Raw genomic sequence first — 17,327 nt, forward strand, 5'->3', positions numbered from 1 at the left:
GCTCTTCCGATCGGGGGGGGGGGGGGGGGTGGCGGGGGGGGGGGCGGTGTGCGGGGTGGGGTCCGGGGTGCGGTCGGCGGCGACCAGGCGGGCGTAGAGGCCGCCGGCGGCGAGCAGGGTGCGGTGGTCGCCGACCGCGTCCACCCGGCCGCGGTCCAGGACGACGATCCGGTCCGCGTCCCGTACCGAGGACAGCCGGTGGGCGACGATCAGGCAGGTGCGGCCGCGGGCGGCGGACCGCAGGGCGGCGCCGATATGGGCCTGGCGGTTCTCGTCCACGGCGCTGGTGGCCTCGTCCAGGACGAGGACCGGGGCGTCGGCGAGGAGGGCGCGGGCGAGGGCGAGCCGTTGGCGCTGGCCACCGGAGAGGGTGGCGCCGCGTTCGCCGAGGACGGTGGCGTAGCCGTCGGGCAGGGTGAGCAGTTCGTCGTGGACGCCGGCGGCGCGGGCGGCGGCGTGCAGTTCCCGCTCGGTGGCGTCGGGGCGGGCCAGACGCAGGTTGTCGGCGACGGAGCCGTGGAAGAGGTAGGTGTCCTGGGAGACGACGGCGATGCCGTGGCGCAGGGCGGCCAGCGGGTGGTCCCGGATGTCGGTGCCGTCGAGCAGCACCCGCCCGGCGTCCGGGTCGTGGCGCCGCAGCAGGGTGCCGAGGAGGGTGGACTTGCCGGCGCCGGAGGGGCCGACGATGGCGGTGGTGCGGCCGCCCTCGGCGGTGAAGGCGACCTCGGTGAGCGCGGGATGGGCGGCGCCCGGGTGGCGGTAGCCGACGGAGTCGAAGCGGACGGCGGGGGCGGCCGGCCAGTCGGTGGGGCGGGTGCCGGTGTCGGGTACGCCGCCCTCGGCGGTACGGAGCCGGGTGAGGCCGTCGGCGGCGGAGACGCCGAGGTGGCCGGCGTGCCAGGCGCGGGAGAGGTCGCGGACCGGGCGGAAGCACTCGGCGGTCAGCATCAGCAGCAGATAGGCGCCGGTGGGGGCGAGTTGCCCGGTGGCGGCGGACCAGCAGGCGACCAGCGCGGCCGCGAGGGCGCCGCCTTGGAGGGCGAGGTCGGTGAGGGCGGTGTCGACCAGGGAGACCCGCAGTTTGGCGACGGTGGCGCGGTGCAGGGCGCCGGAGGCGGTGGCGAGCCGGGCCCGGGTGCGGTCGACGGCGCCCGCGGCCCGCAGGGCGGGCATGGCCTGGAGGGCTTCCAGGAAGTCGGCGGCGAGGGATTCGTACGCTCCCCAGTGCTGCTGGTCGCGGCGGCGCAGCAGCCGGTCCCAGAGGCGGGGGGCGAGCACGGCGAGCAGGACGGCGGGGGCCAGGGCGAGGGCGGCGAGGGGTTCCACGGCGGCGGTGGCGGCGAGCAGCAGGGGCGGCAGGGCGCAGGTGACCAGCGCTTGCGGCAGATAGCGGGAGACATAGGCGTCCACGCCCTCGACGCCGTCCACCAGCACCGCCCGCAGCGCCCCGGCCCGGTCTTCGGCGCGGGCCGGGCCGCCGGTGCGGCCGAGGTGGGCCAGCAGTTCGTCGCGGAGGCGGACGCGGACCAGGGCCCCGGCCCGGACGGCGAGGGCGCGCTGCCGGTGGCTGAGCACGGCCCGCGCGAGTACGGCGGCCAGCACCCCGGCGAGCAGGGCGGGCAACTGTCCGGTGTCGCCGCGGGCGATGGAGGCCAGGGCGAGGGCGAGCAGCACCGCCTGCCCCAGCTGGGTGAGGGCGACGGCGGCGAGCAGCCCGGTGGCGGCGAGCAGCGGCCCGCGTGCCGGGCGGGCGGCGCGCAGCAGCTCGGGGTGGAGCATCATGACGGATCCCTGGGGGTGGCGGTCGGGAGGGCGGGCGGTCCGGACGGGTCGTCCTCGGTGCGGCCGAGGGCGAGTCCGTGCAGCACCCAGTCGCGGTCGGCCGGTCCGCCGAGCGCGGCCCCGAGATCGGCGCGCTGCCAGGAGCCGACGGGTCGGGACCTCAGTCCGAGGGCGGCGGCGGCGAGTTGGGCGTGGCCCATGGCGTAGCCGGCGCCGAGGTGGGCGGCGCGGATGGCGGCGGGCGGCGCGTCGCCGGGGCAGCCGTGGGCGAGCAGCAAGGCGCCGCTGTCGGCGATCCAGTCCTGGCGGGCCGCCCAGGCGGCGAGGGTGGGGCGGGCCTCCCCGGTGGCGAGCAGGACCGGACCGCGTCCGTCCGGGCCGAGCCGGCGCAGACCGGGGCGGAGCCCGCCGGTGGCCGCGCACCAGGAGACGGCGGCCGGGCCGTGTTCCGTGGCCGTGCGCAGGACGGCGCCGAGTTCGGCGGCGGAGGGCGGGTGCGGGAAGCCGGGTGGGGCGCTGCGGCGCTGGAGCAGCAGGGCGTCGGCGTGGCGGGGCGCGGGGGCGGCCTGCCAGGACGGGGTGGTGCCGGGGGCGCGGGTGAGGGCGTGCAGGAGGCGGCCGGTGGGGTGCGGGGAGCGGGTGGGCGGGTCGGTGTCGGCGGCCCAGCGTTCCAGGGCGTCGGCGGGGCCCTCGGGGGTGAGTCGCAGCGCGGCGACCGGGTGGTGGCGGCCGGTGGTGGTGAGCCCGGCGGCGCGGGCGAGGAGGTCGCCGTCGGCGTCCAGGCAGAGCGCGGCGGCACCGGCGAGCGCCAGGGCGGCCGCCGTGTGGCCGGCGTCGAGCAGGAGCAGGGGCCAGCCGCGGTGGCCGTAGTGGGCGGTGGTCGGAACGGGGTCCAGGGTGAGCACGGCGAGGGTGCCGGGCGGGGCGTCGGCCGGGGCGGGGCCGGTGGGGTGGAGGCGGTGGTGGAGCGGGTCGTAGCGGTGGCGGCCGGGCGGCAGGGCGCCGCCGGGGCCGGCCAGCAGGTGGGCGGTGACCGGGTGCAGGGCGCCCGCCGAGGGTGCGGGGCGCAGCCGGCCGCGGAGGTCCTCGGGTGAGGCGGCGAGGGCGAGGCGCAGCAGCCGGTCGAGCGGTGGCGGCGGGGCGATGCCCGGGCCCCGGGGTGCGGCGGCGGCCCGGGGCAGGGCGGCCGGCGGCCGGGGGACGCGCCCGGAACGCGCCCGGGCCAGGGCGGCCGCCACCAGCGGATCGGGCGCGGGTGCGGACGCGGTACGGGGCATGGGGTGTCCTCGACGGAAGGCGGAAGGCGGAATGCGGAGGCGGAAACGGTGGCGTGGTGCGGTGCGGTGTGTTCGGCGGATGGGGGGCGGTGGGCTCGTGACGGAGGCGGTGCGGGGCGGTCCGTTCGGCGGACGGGGCCGGTGGGGGCGGTGGCTGTACGGGGCGGGGTTGCCGCAGTCGTCGCGGCGGCGACCGTCGGAGTGCCGGGCGGCGTCCCCGCCGTACCGGCCGGGGTTCCGCGGTGGGGGCGGGCGGGGCCGGACTCGCGGGCGCACAGGGCGGGTTGCCGCCGCGGCTATCGGGCCCGGTGGGCGCCATGGCGGGCGGGGTCACATATGCGGCGGGGGCGCCAGGGTGAAGTCGGCGGGTCCGGCGGGCGGGCTGGTGCGCCAGCCGCGGCGGAGGGCGGCCTCGGCGAACCGGGGGCAGCCCACGTAGGCAAAGGCGGCAGGGGCGTTGGGGATCAGGCCGGAGACCAGGACGCGGGCGACCCGTAGCGGGGTCTCGGCGACGTCCTCGGTGGTCAGGTCGAAGGTGATCACCCGATGACCTCCTTCGGCGAGGCGGGCGTCGAGCTCGGCGCGGCTGCCGTTCCGCAGGTCGGTCACCGCGATGGTGCCGAGGGCGGGTTCGGTGAAGCGGCGGGCCAGGGGGGCGGTGCGCGGGTCCAGCCAGACCTGGACATGGGCGCCGAGGTCGCGGACCCGGGCGAAGTCGGTGCCGCAGTCGTCCAGATAGCGGCGGTCGGGGCGGTGGTCCAGATAGAGGCCCGGGGCGAGCAGACCGGCCTCGATGGCGCGGAACACCCAGCCGTCGGCCTCGACGGCGCCCTGGCTGAACACCCAGGTGTGCACCGCCTCCAGCACCGCCTTGCGGGCGGCCTCGGCGGGGTCGAGGCGGCAGGCGAAGCCGGCGGCGTGGATGCCGAGTGCCGGGTCGTGGACGAGTGCGGCCATACATGGTGCGAACTCGGAGGGCATCTCCACGATCCAGACGTCCAGTCCGCAGCCCGCCAGATCGCGGTCGAGCCCGGGAACACTGGCCGGGTCGATGCCGCGGGTGGGGCCGTCCAGATGCCACCAGAGTTCGAGCGCGTCGCGTTCCACGATCTCCAGCAGGGCGCGTTCGACCGCGTCGTCCAGCCCCTGACCGGTGGCGATGCCCGCGTAGTTGAGATGGTGGGTACGGGGCAGGGAACGCAGCTCACCCTGGCGCCAGTTGAGGTGGGTGAGGGCGACCGGCGCCCAGCAGTCGCGGCCGTCTTCGCTGCCGCGGGCCCAGAGCGCGGGGGTGTCGGGGGTGAGGCGCTGGTAGGGGAAGCCGGGGCGGGCGTACTGCCAGTCGGCGTACCCGGGCAGCTCCTCGGGGCCGTACAACCGCAGCCCCTCGGCGCGGAGTTCGGCGGCGGTGGCCCGGCGCGGGGCGTCCGGGTGGCCGGGGGGCGGGAGCCGGTTGCCGCAGTAGCGTTCGGCGGCCTCGGCGATGGCGGCGATGCGGGCACCCTCCGGGTCTCCGAAGGTGGTGCCGAGGGAGACCCGGTCGGCGGGCCAGGCACCGAATCTGCGGGCGTCGGAGACATCGGCGGTCATCGCGGTGTAGCGGGGTGGGGCACCCTCGGGGTGGTCGACCGGGGCGACGGCGCGGATCAGTCCGCAGACCGGGTCCACCAGGGCGTCCAGCGGCAGGGGCGGCGAAGTGGGGGCGGTGGCGGTGGTCACCGGCAGGTCTCCTCGGCGGGGTCGATGGGGGTGGCCCGGCCGACGGCCAGCCGCAGGGTGCTGCCGGTGGGCCGGACGGTACGGCGGGAGGCCAGCAGCCGGGTGGCGGTGACCGGGTCGGCGCCGGTGTGCGGCTGGCGGACATGGGCGGGGAAGTGGTGGCCGGCGACCTCCACCCGGAGCCGGGTGCCGGCCGGCAGCCGGCGGGCGAGCCGGCCGAGCGGCACGGTGAACGCGGCGGTGGCGCCGGGCGGGTCGGCGCGGCGTACGGCGCCGAAGGCCAGCGGGTCGGCGGTGCCGTCGGGGGCGAGCGCGACCAGCCGGACGGCCCAGTCGGCGTGCGCGGTGTCGGCACTGGCGGTGAGGGCCAGTTCGGCGGGGCCGAGCAGGTCCAGGGGCCGGTCCAGGGGCAGAGTGAGCAGCAGGCACCGGTCGGGGGTGCCACTTCTCGGGATGTCCAGGGTGTCGGAGCGTACGGGCCGGGCCGGATCGGCGGTGAACGCGGTGCCGCGCAGCGGGCGCAGCCCGTCGGGGGCGCCGAGGTGCCAGCGCCGCTCCCCCGCCGGAGCGGTGGCCCGGCACCACAGTTCGCTGCCGCCGAGGGCGACCGCCCCGGCGGCGCCCTCGGTGAGCCGGCCGGCCAGGGCGGCGCTGGCCCAGCGGGCGTAGAGGCCGCCGAGGTCGATGCGGTGGCCCGGGCGGGCCTCGGGGCCGGGTTGGGCGGTGAGGCCGTGGCCCCAGGGGCCGAGGAGCAGCCGGGCGGGGGCGCCCCAGGAGGCCCAGAGGCGGTGGGTGTCGCCGGCGAACGGGTCGCGGCTGCCACCGACGGCGAGCAGCGGCACGGTGGCGCGGCCGGCGTGCCGCAGCAGTGGCCCGGGGCGGGGGTGCCGCCACAGCTGGGGCCAGGAGGGCAGCGGGCGGCCGAGCCGGTCCGGGAGGGCGGCGACCGGCAGGTGTTCGAGGAGCCGGGGGTCGGTGGCGAGGGCCCGGTCCAGGGCGGCGGGGTCGGAGTCGGGGCGGTCGCCGTGCGCGGCCCACCAGCCGGCGCGGGCCAGGAGGCGTTCGGGGCCGCCGGGTTCGCGGGCGGTCTCGGCGGTGCCGAGGGCGGGTACGGCGGCGATCACGGCGTCCGGTCGGGTGGCCGCGCGGGCGGTGAGCGCCAGGGCGAGCGCGCAGTGGGCGGCGTAGGAGGCCCCGGCGGCCACCACCCGTCCGTCGCACCAGCGTTGGGCACGCAGCCAGCGCAAGGTGCCGGCGCCGTCCTCGGTCTCGTGCCGGTAGGGATGCCAGCGCCCCTCGGAGGCGTACCGGCCGCGGACGTCCTGGAGGACGGCGGCATAGCCCCGGGCCGCCCATCCGCGGGCTTCGGCCCGGTGGGCACGGCGGTCGTAGGGGGTGCGCAGCAGCACGGCCGGGTGCGGTCCGGGCGGCCCGTCGGGAAGGTGGACCTCGGTGGCGAGCCGGATGCCGTCGGCGGCGGCGACCTGCTGGACGGCGGTCATCGGGCGGGCCGTTCGGATCGTGCGCGGTCCACCGGGGTGGAGGGATGGGATACGTGGGCAGGGTGGGGTACGGGGCTGGGCGGGAGGGTGCGTCGGATGCGGGCCGCGCGCCGGAGGGCGGCATGATCGGCGGCGTCGGCCGCGCCTGCGACAGGGCGCGTGGCTTTGGCCTTTCGGCCGTCGAGACCGTCGTACGCCGGGCTCATCGGGCCGTCGGCAGGGCCTGTGGGGAACGCCGTCTGGGCGCGGGAACGGCCGTGGGCCGGGCTCATCGGGCCGTCGGCACGGCTCGTCGCGATGGCGGTCTGGGCGCCGGTACGGCCGCGTATCGGGTTCATCGGGCAGTCGGCAGGGCTCGTCGGGATCGCGGCGCGGGCGCCGATACGCCCGTGGGCCGGGCCCACCGGGCCGCTGGAAGGGCCCGTCGCGATCGTGGCCTGGGCGCCGGTACGGCCGCCCATCGGGCTCAACGGGCAGTCAGCAGGGCTCGTCGGGATCGCGGCGCGGGCGCCGATACGCCCGTGGGCCGGGCCCACCGGGCCGCCGATAGGGCCCGTCGCGATCGCGGCCTGGACCCCGGTACGGCCGCCCATCGGACCCATCGGGCAGTCGGCAGGGCCCGTCGCGATGGCGGTCTGGGCGCCGGTATGGCCGCCCATCGGGCCCAGCTGGCCGTCGGCAGGGCCCGTCGGGATCACTGTCGGCGCGCCGATACGGCCGTGCACCGGGCTCATCGGGTCGGCTGCTTCGGCAGGGGGGCAACGTCGGGCACCGGGAGCACCGGGTGCTCGGTGACGGTGAGGTCGCGCAGGTCGAGGCGGCGGAGCCGGCGGCGTACGGGGAGGGGGCCGCGGCCAGGGTCGGCGGCGGCCCAGGCCAGGAGGTCGGCGGCGAGCAGGGCGGCGGCGAGGGCGGCCGGGGCGCCGGTGGTGGGCGGCGCGGCCTCGGGGCTGCGGTGGCCGGCCCAGTAGGCGGCGAGTTCGCGGTGGGCGGGGGTGGCGGCGAGGCGGCGGAGCCGGATGTGCGCGGAGGTGACGTCACCGGGCCGGTCGGCGAAGGGCTCCAGCCAGAGCTGGGCGCCTTCGCGGTGGCAGCGGAGCCAGGCCGTGCCGTGCGCGGGGAGGCGGTCGGCGTCGTCCCAGAGCCCGGGCGGCACCGGCCGGTCCAGGCACCAGACGACGGCGGTGGCGGCGGCCCCGGTGCCGGATATCGCGGTGAGTTCGCCGGGGTGGGTGGGGCGTACGGTGCCGCCCTCCTCCCGTATGAGCGCGGCGAGGGGTTCGGTGAGGGCGGCGTCGCCGAGGAGGTGGACGGTGCGTCCGTCAAGGCGGCCGGGGTGGTCGGCCGGCGCGGGGGCGGCGTAACCGGCCTGCTCGAACGCGGCGATGAGGTCGGTGAGTTCCGGCGCGGGGGTGCCGCTGTCGCCGTAGGGGTGCCCGGTGAGGGCGGCGGTCAGCGCGGCGGGGTCGGTGTCCGCGGTGTCGACCCGCAGGAAGGCCCCGTCGGCGGTGCGGACGGCGAGGCCCTGCCCGGGGGCGGTGACAAGGGTGACGCCGGGGGCGAGCTGCGGGGCGCTGGCCACGGGGAACTCCTGTGCCTGGTTGGGGGGGAGGGAGGGGAACCCCCGGTCGGTGGCGCGGACGGGCGCTGCCGGCCGGGGGCGGTGCGGGCCGGCCTGGGCGATGACCCGGGCCGGCCCGCTCGGAGGGTGTTACTCGTTGCCGTCGGTGTCGGCGGCGGCCTGCTCGTCGAAGGGGTTCTCGACGAGGGCGTTGGAGTGGGTGGCGGACAGGTGGGCGAGCTGGCCCTGCTCGGCGATCGGGGTGAACACCTTGTTCTGGTCCATGAGTTGGTCCTCCGTCGGTTCGGATGGTTCCGCTGCTGCGGATTCGCGCGGCGGTCGCCGTGCGTCGTGAGAGACTCTAGTGAAAATGATTGTCATCTTCAATGCCTGGTGGATCAGGCAGAGGGTGATCCGGGTAACACACCGGCCAGCCGCCCTCCGGATCGCGCCCCACTCGCCCCACCACGCCCAGGGCTTCGGCGAGCAGACGGGGGGTCACCACCTCATCCGGCGGTCCGTCGGCGACCAGCCGGCCGTCCCGCAGGGCGACGATCCGGTCGGCGAACCGGGCGGCGTGGCCGATGTCATGGAGGACCATGACCACGGTGAGGTCGCGTTCGGCGCGCAGCCGCACCACCGTCGACAGAACCTCCAGCTGGTGGCGGAGGTCGAGATAGGTGGTCGGTTCGTCCAGCAGCAGCACCCGGGTGTCCTGCGCCAGGACCATCGCCAGGCGCACCCGCTGGCGTTCGCCGCCCGACAGGGCGTCCACCGGCCGCTCGGCCCAGTGCGCCACGCCCGCGTCGGCCATCGCCCGGGCACACACCGGATCGTCGGCCTCGCGGAGCATGCCGAGTGGTCCGCGTACCGCGTACCGGCCCTGGCGCACCAGCTGCCGCACCGTCATCCCGGGCACGGCCGGGGCCGACTGGTGGAGCAGGGCGATCCGGCGGGCGGTGGCCCGGCGGGAGAGCCCGGCGACCGGGTCCCCGTCCAGCAGCACCCGCCCGGCGGTGGGTTTCAGCAGTCCGGCGCAGAGCCGCAGCAGGGTGCTCTTGCCGCAGCCGTTGAGGCCGACGAGGGCGAGGAGTTCGCCGGGGCGGACGGTGAGGTCCACCCCGCGCAGCACCGGGCGGCCGGGGTAGCCGAAGCAGAGCCCCTCGGTGCGGATGCCGCCGCCGGGCGGGGCCTGGGGCGTGCCGGAGGCGGTCTGGTCGGTCGGTGCGGTGGTCATGGCGTCCTCCCGCCGGGGGGCGGATCGGGTACGGGGCGGGCGGGGGTGGATGGGGTGCGGGCGGGGGCTCATGGGTCGAGTCCCCTCCCCCGGTGGGCGACGGCGAGCAGCAGCAGGGCGCCCACGCCGGTGGTGACCGCGCCGGTGGGCACGGTCAGCCGGTCGGCGTCCAGGGCCCCGGCGGCCAGCCGGGAGAGCCACTGCGCTGCCGCGTCCGCCCAGCCGACGGCGGCCGCGCCGAGCAGGGCGGCGCCGGGCAGCGCGGTGCGCAGATCGGCGCCGAACAGCGCGAAGGCGAGGTGCGGGACGAGCAGCCCGACGAAGCCCAGCGCGCCTACGGCCGGGACGGCCCCGGCGGTGAGCGCCACCGCGCAGACCAGGGCGGCGGCGCGGGCGCGGCCGGTGGCCAGCCCTGCCGCGGCGGCTTGCTCCTCGCCGCAGCGCAGCAGGGTGAGCGGACCGGCGAGCAGCCATGCGGCGATCGCCCAGGCCAGGGCCCAGGGCCAGAGCAGCTGCCAGTGGGTCCAGACCCGGCCCTCGGTGGAGCCGACCAGCCACTGCACCACGCTGCCCAGTTCTCCGGGGGCGACCAACAGCACCACGGCCGTCAGTCCGGAGAGCACCGCGGAGGTGAGGACGCCGTGCACGGCGGTACGGGCCGGGTCGGAGCGTTCCCGTCCGGCCAGCGCCCAGAGCAGGGCGGCGCCCGCGAAGCCGCCGGCGCAGGCGGCGGCCACCACGGCGGCGGGGTGCTCCCAGCCGGCCAGTCCGAGTCCGGTGGCGGTGACCGCGCCGAGCACCGCGCCGGGGGTGACCCCGGTGACCTCGGGTCCGGCCAGCGGATTGCGCAGCGCGGCCTGGAGCACGGTCCCGGCGAGGCCGAGGGCGGCGCCTGCCCCGGCGGCCACCAGGGCGCGGGGCAGCCGGAGTTGGAGCAGGACATGGCGGGCGGTGGCGTCACCGCCGCCGCGCAGCACCTGCCAGACGTCGGCCGGGGCGAGGGCCCGCCCGGCGGTGAGCCCGGCGACCGCGGCCGCCGCCACGAGCACGGCGAGGGTTGCCAGAAGGGCCGGGGCGGGGAGCGTACGGGCGCGGGCGGCGGCCGCGGCGAGTGGTGCGGCGCTCATCGGGCTGCCCCCTCGCTCCGGCGCCGTCCGCCGAGCAGCAGGGCGCCGGCCGGGACGCCGAGCAGCGCGGTCCAGGCGCCGACCGGGGTCTCCACCGGGGCCAGGGCGAGCCGGGCGGGCAGGTCGGCCAGGAGCACGGTGGCCGCGCCGAGCGCCGCCGACCAGGGCAGCCAGCCGACCGCGGTGGCATCGGGCCGCAGCCGCCGCGCCAGGTGCGGGGCCAGGAAGCCGACCCAGGCGACCGGCCCGCAGACCGCGACCACCGGGGCGATCAGCAGCGCGGCGAGCGCCAGGGCGGCGAGCCGGGCGCGGCGGACCCTGACCCCGAGGGCGCGGGCGTCGTCGTCGCCGAGGCGGAGCACCGAGAGCACCGGTGCGCACAGCAGCAGGGCGGGTAGGCAGACCACCAGCCAGGGGGTGAGGCCGGTGACGTCGTCCCAGGTGCGGGCGGAGAGGCTGCCCAGCAGGTAGCGGTAGACCAGCTGGAGGTCGAGCTGGTCGGCGAGGACCATCAGCACCAGCAGCGCGGACTGGAGGGCGGCGGTGACCGCGGCGCCGGTGAGCAGCACCGCGGAGGGTGAGCGGCCGAGGCCGCCGGCGAGCAGGGTGAGCGCACCGCCGAGGACAGCCCCGGCGAGGGCGAGCAGGGGTTCGACGGCGGCCGGCAGGGAGAGGGCCAGCACTAGGGGGGCGGCGACACCGAGCGCGGCACCGGAGGAGACGCCGAGCAGTTCGGGCACGGCCAGCGGGTTGCGCAGCGCCTCCTGGAGGACGAGCCCGGCCGCCCCCAGGCAGGCCCCGGCGACCAGGGCCAGCACCAGCCTGGGGAGCCGCAGTTCGGTGACGACGACCCCGGCGAGGTCGTCACCGCCGAGCGCGGCGGGGAGCCGGCCCGGCGGGACGAACGGGGTGCCGAGGGTGAGGGTCGCGAGGGCGGCGGCGGGCAGCAGGACGGCAAGGGCCAGGAGAAGGGTGCGCTGCCGCACGGCGACGGGGACGCGCTGCCGTACCCCGGCGGGCACGCCGCCCTGCCGTACCCCGGCGGGCACGCCGCCCTGCCGTACGCCGGTGGGGACGCCCTGCTGGGGCGCGGCGGGGGTCTGTCCCTGGGTCGCAACGGGGAGGCGCCGCCTGAGGGTCACCGGGCTCGCGGCGGAGGCGCGCTCCCGTAGCGCACCACGGGCACGCCCCGGCAGCGCATCGCGGGCGCGCTCCCTCGGCCCAGCGAGGACGCCCTCGCTCGGCTCCTCGCGGGCGCGCTCCCCCAGCGCATCGCGGGCGCGCTCTGCCGACTCGGCGCGGGCGCTGACGCTTGCCTCCTCGCGGGTGCCTTCGCTCGGCTCCTCGCGGACGCGCTCCCCCAGCGCACCACGGGCGCGCTCTGCCGACTCGGCGCGGGCGCTGTCGCTCGCTTCAGCGCAGGCACCTTGGCTCGCCACCTCGCGGGCGCTGCCGCTCGGCTCATCGCGGGCGCGCTCCCCCAGCGCACCACGGGCGCGTTCGCTCAACCCGGCGCGGGCGCTGTCGCTCGCCTCATCACGGGTGCCTTCGCTCGGCTCAGCGCAGGCACCGTGGTTCGCCGCCTCGCAGGCGATGTCGCTCGGCTCATCGCGGGCGCGTTCCCCCAGCCCATCAAGGGCGCGTTCTCCCGACCCGACGTGGGCGCGCTTCGTCCCCGTAGCGCGGGTACGCCACCTCATCGGAGTGCGGCCCGGGCCTCGTCGAGGACGATGCCGAGCGAGCGGGTGCCGCGGCCCTTGGCCCACACCTCGGGGTCGACCTCGACGACCTTGCCGTTCTTCACGGCGGGGATGCGCTTCCACAGCGGGTTGGCGGCCAGCTTGTCGGAGAGCCGCTCACCGGGCTTGGCGGGGCCGCCGAAGGAGAGGGTCTCCACGAAGAGCACGTCCACGTCCCGGGCGAGGATCTCCTCCATGGCGTAGGAGCCGTCCACGCCCCGGCTCTCCCAGGGGTAGTGGGCGACCTTGGGCAGCAGGCCGGCGGCCACGTCGTTGCCGGGAGTGGCGACGCCGAAGTTCTCGTCGCTGCCGAACATCACCAGCGCGGTCTGGTCACTGCGCTCCGCCTCGGCGGCGGCCAGCTTCTCGCGGAAGGCCTTCTCGGCCCGTTCGCCCTCTCGGGTGCGACCGGTGAGCGCGGCCAGGTCGCGCAGATAGCCGACGCTGTCCTGCCACTTCGCGGGCTGCACCGGCCAGAAGGTGGTGGCGCCCCGGAGAGCGGGAGCGAGCTTGCCGTGGGTGTCCTCCAGTCCGATGACCAGGTCCGGCGTGAAGCCGACGATCGCCTCGGCCTCGGGGCTGAGGAAACCGCCGGGGACGGTGGGGACGGCGGCCGCCTTCCTCGGGCCGAGGAACTTCTCGTGGGCCAGCAACCGGGAGTTGGTGGCGGTGGGCGTCATACCCAGCTCGGCGAGCATGTCGTCGCAGAGGGCCACCAGGCAGACGATCCGCCGGGGCGGCTGCTTGGTGGTGACGGTGGTGCCCCGGGAGTCGGTGATGGTGCGGGCCGCCTTGATGGGCTTGACCTCGGTGCCGGTACGGGCGGTGGTTCCGGCGGGCTTGCCGTCGGCGGCACCGGTGTCGGCGGCGGTGCCGCAGCCGGCCAGGGTCGAGGCGATGACGGCGCTCAGCGCCAACCGTCGTAGGGCGTACAGGGTGGTGCGGGACATGTCACTCCAGGGATGCGGCCCGGCGGTCGGGCCGGGGTGGTGAGGGGCAGCGCGGTGCGGGCGCCGGCAGTGGCAGCGGCGACGGCCGGGGGCATGCCCCGACAGAACGATGCCACATGATAATCATTACCAACAAGCCCCTACCCACCCACCTTGGAGGCCCGTGATGGCCACATCCCTGCCCCCGCGCCTGCTGGTCGCCGATCAGGTGGCCGACACCCTCACCGTGCTCAACCTCCCTGACGGCAGCGAGAGTTCGGCGCTGCACGGCCGCCATCTCGCCGAGCACGCCGGTTTCCTGGCGCTGCCCGGCGGCCGGGTGGCCTTCGTCGACGACCGGGCGGGTGAGCTGCTGGTGCTGGACCCCTACGGCCCGGACCGGGACCGGCCGCTGGTGGCGGCGGCCGTGCCGGTGGCCGTGCCCGCCGAGCATCTGGCCGCCGATCCCACCGGGCGGCGGCTCGCGGTCACCACCGGGCTCGGCCGCAACGAGGAGCCGTGGTCCGATCTGCTGACCGCCGTGGACCTCGGCGCACCGGAAGGCCCGGAGGCGGTACGGATACGCACCCGCACCGGCGAGCCGGGGGTCACCGTCACCGGCGGCGCCGACCCGCTGGTGGTGCTGCGCCACCGCGAGCCGGGGCGGTTCGCCGCGTACCGGCACCGCACGCTGATGGCCGCCGCCCCGGCCTGCCCCCGGACCGAGCCGGACGCCGACCTCGCCCTGCCCGACGACGACGGGCACGGCGACGCCCATGACCCGGTCACCGGGCGGCTGTTCGCGGCGGCCGGCTCCGGGGTGCACCGACTCGCCTACGGTGAAGGGCGGTTGACGGCCGAGGAGGCGCTGCCCTGGGGCGGTCCGGGGCGCGGCTACTACCTTCGGCTCGACCCGGTGCGGCGGACGCTGTGGTCCTGCGTGCGCGGCGGGCCCGCCGATCCCGGGCGGTGGCCGGAGTGGAGCAACGACGCCTGGTGGTACGGGCTGGACTCCGGCCGCTCCGGCCGCGTACCGCTCGGCCCGGGCCTGGTGTTCCGGCTGGCGGTGACCGCCCGGCACACCGCCTTCGCCCGGGTCCATCCGGACGGCGACGAGCTGGTGCTGCTCGCCGTGGACTCCCCCGGCGGCCCCCGGGTGTCCGCGCGGGTGGGGCTGGCGCCGATGGCGGGCGCCCCGAGGGCCGGAGGCAGCCCCTGGGACGGGGTGGAGCGGCGGGCGATCGCCGCCTCCCCGGCCGGTTCGCTGGTCGCCGTCAGCCGCGGCGGCCATGGGCAGGTCGAGCTGGTGGACGCCGAGCGTCCGGAGTGGCGCCGCACCCTCACCGTACCCACGCCCCTGCACGAGGGCGGCCATCTGGCGCTGGTCCACCCCGACGACCCGGCCGCCGGGGATCCGGTGGGGCGGTGAGCGGGGGGCACAGTGAGCGCCGAGGGACAGCATGGGGGTCGGGGAAAGGCATAGGGGTTGAGTGAGGGGGGTGGCGAGGACTCGCCACGCTCGCACCTCCCCTCCCCGCGACCCCGCGCTCCGAGCCGAGGCAGCCGCCGGGTCGGCCATGGCGGGTCCACCCGCCTGGCCCCTCACGGCGACGAACGACCGGCCAGCCGGGGTGTCGCGGCGGCGAGAGGTCGCCATGTCAGGCGCCGGCCCGTGTGGCGCCTCTGGGCGGAGGGCCGCCGCGGGTGGGGTGCTCCCGGCCCCGGAGGGCGTTGTGCAACTTGTTGCATAAGCGGGTCGGCTCGGCGACACTGGGGCGCGACGAACCGCCCGAGGAGGCTCCGTGAACCCGACCCCGTCCCCGTATCCGCATCTGCTCAGTCCGCTCGACCTCGGGTTCACCACCCTGCCCAACCGGGTGCTGATGGGTTCCATGCACGTCGGCCTGGAGGAGGCGGAGGACGGCTTCGCCCGGATGGCCGCCTTCTACGCCGAGCGGGCCCGCGGCGGGGTGGGGCTGATCGTGACCGGGGGTATCGCACCCAACGCGGAGGGGCGGCCGTACGAGGGCGGGGCAAAGCTGACCACGCCGGAGGAGGCCGAGCGCCACCGCGAGGTGACCGATGCGGTGCACGCGGCGGGCGGGCGGATCGCGATGCAGATCCTGCACTTCGGGCGGTACGCCTACCACCGCGAGCTGGTCGCGCCCAGCGCGCTCCAGGCGCCGATCAGCCCGTTCGTCCCGCATGAGCTGACCGACGAGCAGGTCGAGCGGACCGTCGAGGACTATGTGCGGGCGGCGGAGCTGGCGCGGTCGGCCGGCTACGACGGGGTCGAGATCATGGGCTCCGAGGGCTATCTGATCAACGAGTTCATCGCGGCGGCGACCAATCGGCGCACCGACCGCTGGGGCGGCTGCTACGAGAACCGCACGCGCTTCCCGCTGGAGATCGTCCGCCACACCCGGGAGCGGGTGGGGCCGGACTTCATCATCGTCTACCGGCTGTCCATGCTGGACCTGGTGCCGGGCGGCTCCTCGCTGGAGGAGGTCGTCGCCCTCGCCAAGGAGGTGGAGGCGGCCGGCGCCACGCTGATCAACACCGGGATCGGCTGGCACGAGGCCCGGATCCCCACCATCGCCACCTCCGTCCCGCGAGCCGCCTACACCTGGGTGACCCAGCGGCTGATGGGCGCGGTGTCGGTGCCGCTGATCACCTCCAACCGGATCAACACCCCCGAGGTCGCCGAGCGGGTGCTCGCCGAGGGGCGGGCGGACATGGTCTCGATGGCCCGGCCGTTCCTCGCCGACCCGGCGTTCGTCGCCAAGGCCGCCGAGGGCCGGCCGGAGACCATCAACACCTGCATCGGCTGCAACCAGGCCTGCCTGGACCACACCTTCAGCGGCAGGATCACCTCCTGCCTGGTCAACCCGCGCGCCTGCCACGAGACCGAGTTGGTCCTCTCCCCCACCCGGCTGCGCAAGCGGGTCGCGGTGGTCGGCGCGGGCCCGGCCGGGCTGGCCTGCTCGGTCGCCGCGGCCGAACGCGGCCATCAGGTCACCCTGTTCGACGCGGCCGAGGAGATCGGCGGGCAGCTGAACACCGCCCGGCGGATCCCCGGCAAGGAGGAGTTCGACGAGACCCTGCGCTACTTCCGCGCCCAGCTCGACCTGCGCGGGGTGGAGGTGCGGCTCGGTACGTACGTCACGGCCGAGGCGCTCGGGGACTTCGACGAGGTCGTGGTGGCCACCGGGGTCACCCCGCGGGTGCCGGAGATCGACGGTGTCGGCCACCGCAGTGTGATCGGCTACCGGGACGCGCTGCACGGCACCGCGCCGGTGGGCGAGCGGGTGGCGGTCCTCGGGGCGGGCGGCATCGGCTTCGACGTGGCCGAGTACCTCACCGACGGCGGTGAGGGCGCCGGGCGGGACGCGGAGACCTACTTCCGGCAGTGGGGCGTGGACACCGGCTACGCCGAACGCGGCGGACTGCGTACCCCCGAACGGCCCACTCCCCCGCGCGAGGTGCATCTGCTCCAGCGCAAGACGTCCAAGGTGGGCGCCGGGCTCGGCAAGACCACCGGCTGGATCCACCGCACGGAGCTGAGGCACCGGGGCGTCACCATGGTCGCCGGGGCGGTGTACGAGCGGATCGACGACGAGGGGCTGCACCTGACCGTGGACGGCGAGCGCCGGGTGCTGCCGGTGGACACGGTGGTGCTGTGCACCGGCCAGGAGCCGCGCCGCGAGCTGTACGACGAGCTGGTGGCCGCCGGGGTGGAGGCGCACCTGATCGGCGGCGCCGATGTGGCGGCCGAGCTGGACGCCAAGCGCGCCATCGACCAGGGCACCCGGCTGGCGGCGCGGCTGTGAGCGGCCGGCGCCGTCCCTAGGATGCGGTCATGTCGCTGCCGCACGCCATCCTCACCGCCCTGTTGGAGAAGCCCTCGTCCGGGCTGGAGCTGACCCGCCGCTTCGACCGGTCGATCGGTTACTTCTGGTCCGCCACCCATCAGCAGATCTACCGGGAGCTGGGGAAGCTGGAGGAGGCCGGGCAGATCCGGGCGCTGCGGTCCGCGGAGCCGGCCAGGGGCGGGAAGAAGGAGTACGAGGTGCTGCCGGCCGGCCGGGCCGAGCTGGCGGAGTGGGTGGGCCGCAGCGAGGAGCCCAAGCCGATCCGGGACGCGCTGCTGCTGCGGCTGCGGGCCGCGGCGGTGGCGGGCCCGGACGCGGTCGCCGGGATCGAGAAGGAGCTGGGCCGCCATCTGGCCCTGCACGAGGCGCAGCTGGCCGAGTACCTGGACATGGAGCGGCGCCAGTTCGGCCCGGACCAGGACAGCGAGGCGGACCGCCTGCGCTATCTGGTGCTGCGCGGCGGGATCGAGCTGGAGCGGTTCTGGACCGGCTGGCTGACGGAGGCACTGGCGACGCTGCGGACCCGTTGAGCCGCGTGGGTGACGGACGGGGACCTGGGCCGGTGGCGGTCCTCCCGAGGGC

13 protein-coding genes are annotated in these 17,327 nt (G+C 77.1%); 3 read left to right on the plus strand and 10 right to left on the minus strand.

Annotation, left to right across the window (positions count from 1 at the left end):
- From M1O15_RS27545 to M1O15_RS27590, 10 genes are all read right to left on the minus strand, one after another.
- Positions 1 to 1,782 (minus strand): ABC transporter ATP-binding protein/permease (locus M1O15_RS27545; RefSeq protein ID WP_248636911.1); only part of this gene is annotated, 1,782 nt, incomplete at its 3' end.
- Complete coding sequence (locus M1O15_RS31525) at positions 1,779 to 3,059, minus strand: nitroreductase family protein (RefSeq protein ID WP_282577338.1); 1,281 nt, start codon at positions 3,057 to 3,059, stop codon at positions 1,779 to 1,781. The genes M1O15_RS27545 and M1O15_RS31525, both read right to left, overlap by 4 nt.
- Before the next feature lie 330 nt (positions 3,060 to 3,389).
- Entirely contained in the window at positions 3,390 to 4,778 is a 1,389-nt protein-coding gene (locus M1O15_RS27555; protein WP_248636912.1) for a YcaO-like family protein, read from the minus strand.
- A complete protein-coding gene (locus M1O15_RS27560) occupies positions 4,775 to 6,280 on the minus strand; it encodes a CocE/NonD family hydrolase (protein WP_248636913.1) in 1,506 nt (501 codons plus the stop codon). The genes M1O15_RS27555 and M1O15_RS27560 overlap by 4 nt, the downstream gene beginning before the upstream one ends.
- Positions 6,281 to 7,010: 730 nt before the next feature.
- Positions 7,011 to 7,862, minus strand: a complete 852-nt coding sequence (locus tag M1O15_RS27565; RefSeq protein ID WP_248636914.1) for a hypothetical protein — start codon at positions 7,860 to 7,862, stop codon at positions 7,011 to 7,013.
- Between the two features lie 129 nt (positions 7,863 to 7,991).
- On the minus strand, positions 7,992 to 8,126 hold the full coding sequence (gene amiA, locus M1O15_RS27570) for a streptamidine family RiPP (RefSeq protein WP_248636915.1): 135 nt from the start codon (positions 8,124 to 8,126) through the stop codon (positions 7,992 to 7,994).
- 76 nt (positions 8,127 to 8,202) lie between these two features.
- Positions 8,203 to 9,078 (minus strand): ABC transporter ATP-binding protein, encoded by an 876-nt coding sequence (locus M1O15_RS27575; RefSeq protein ID WP_248636916.1) that lies wholly within the window; start codon positions 9,076 to 9,078, stop codon positions 8,203 to 8,205.
- 68 nt (positions 9,079 to 9,146) lie between these two features.
- On the minus strand, positions 9,147 to 10,205 hold the full coding sequence (locus M1O15_RS27580; RefSeq protein ID WP_248636917.1) for an iron chelate uptake ABC transporter family permease subunit: 1,059 nt from the start codon (positions 10,203 to 10,205) through the stop codon (positions 9,147 to 9,149).
- Positions 10,202 to 11,170, minus strand: coding sequence for a FecCD family ABC transporter permease (locus M1O15_RS27585; protein WP_248636962.1), 969 nt, complete (start codon positions 11,168 to 11,170; stop codon positions 10,202 to 10,204). The genes M1O15_RS27580 and M1O15_RS27585 overlap by 4 nt, the downstream gene beginning before the upstream one ends.
- 731 nt (positions 11,171 to 11,901) lie before the next feature.
- The gene (locus M1O15_RS27590; protein ID WP_248636918.1) at positions 11,902 to 12,894 is read right to left on the minus strand and encodes an ABC transporter substrate-binding protein; all 993 of its coding nucleotides are present in this window, start codon (positions 12,892 to 12,894) and stop codon (positions 11,902 to 11,904) included.
- 166 nt (positions 12,895 to 13,060) lie between these two features.
- Here M1O15_RS27590 and M1O15_RS27595 point away from each other — a divergent pair, with 166 nt between their 5' ends.
- From M1O15_RS27595 to M1O15_RS27605, 3 genes are all read left to right on the plus strand, one after another.
- Positions 13,061 to 14,302, plus strand: coding sequence for a hypothetical protein (locus tag M1O15_RS27595; RefSeq protein ID WP_248636919.1), 1,242 nt, complete (start codon positions 13,061 to 13,063; stop codon positions 14,300 to 14,302).
- Between the two features lie 373 nt (positions 14,303 to 14,675).
- Positions 14,676 to 16,703: an oxidoreductase gene (locus tag M1O15_RS27600; protein WP_248636920.1), complete on the plus strand. Its 2,028-nt coding sequence runs from the start codon at positions 14,676 to 14,678 to the stop codon at positions 16,701 to 16,703.
- Positions 16,704 to 16,732: 29 nt separating this feature from the next.
- Positions 16,733 to 17,275, plus strand: a complete 543-nt coding sequence (locus tag M1O15_RS27605; protein WP_248636921.1) for a PadR family transcriptional regulator — start codon at positions 16,733 to 16,735, stop codon at positions 17,273 to 17,275.
- The last annotated feature ends 52 nt before the right edge of the window (positions 17,276 to 17,327 follow it).

The sequence above is a fragment of the Streptomyces lichenis genome, assembly GCF_023218175.1.
Classification (GTDB): domain Bacteria; phylum Actinomycetota; class Actinomycetes; order Streptomycetales; family Streptomycetaceae; genus Streptomyces; species Streptomyces lichenis.

Excerpts from the sequence above, each read along its gene's own strand:
- M1O15_RS31525 (WP_282577338.1), bottom strand. The coding sequence starts at position 3,059 with ATGCCCCGTACCGCGTCCGCACCCGCGCCCGATCCGCTGGTGGCGGCC.
- M1O15_RS27560 (WP_248636913.1), bottom strand. The coding sequence starts at position 6,280 with ATGACCGCCGTCCAGCAGGTCGCCGCCGCCGACGGCATCCGGCTCGCC.
- amiA (WP_248636915.1), bottom strand. The coding sequence starts at position 8,126 with ATGGACCAGAACAAGGTGTTCACCCCGATCGCCGAGCAGGGCCAGCTC.
- M1O15_RS27575 (WP_248636916.1), bottom strand. The coding sequence starts at position 9,078 with ATGACCACCGCACCGACCGACCAGACCGCCTCCGGCACGCCCCAGGCC.
- M1O15_RS27580 (WP_248636917.1), bottom strand. The coding sequence starts at position 10,205 with ATGAGCGCCGCACCACTCGCCGCGGCCGCCGCCCGCGCCCGTACGCTC.
- M1O15_RS27590 (WP_248636918.1), bottom strand. The coding sequence starts at position 12,894 with ATGTCCCGCACCACCCTGTACGCCCTACGACGGTTGGCGCTGAGCGCC.
- M1O15_RS27595 (WP_248636919.1), top strand. The coding sequence starts at position 13,061 with ATGGCCACATCCCTGCCCCCGCGCCTGCTGGTCGCCGATCAGGTGGCC.
- M1O15_RS27605 (WP_248636921.1), top strand. The coding sequence starts at position 16,733 with ATGTCGCTGCCGCACGCCATCCTCACCGCCCTGTTGGAGAAGCCCTCG.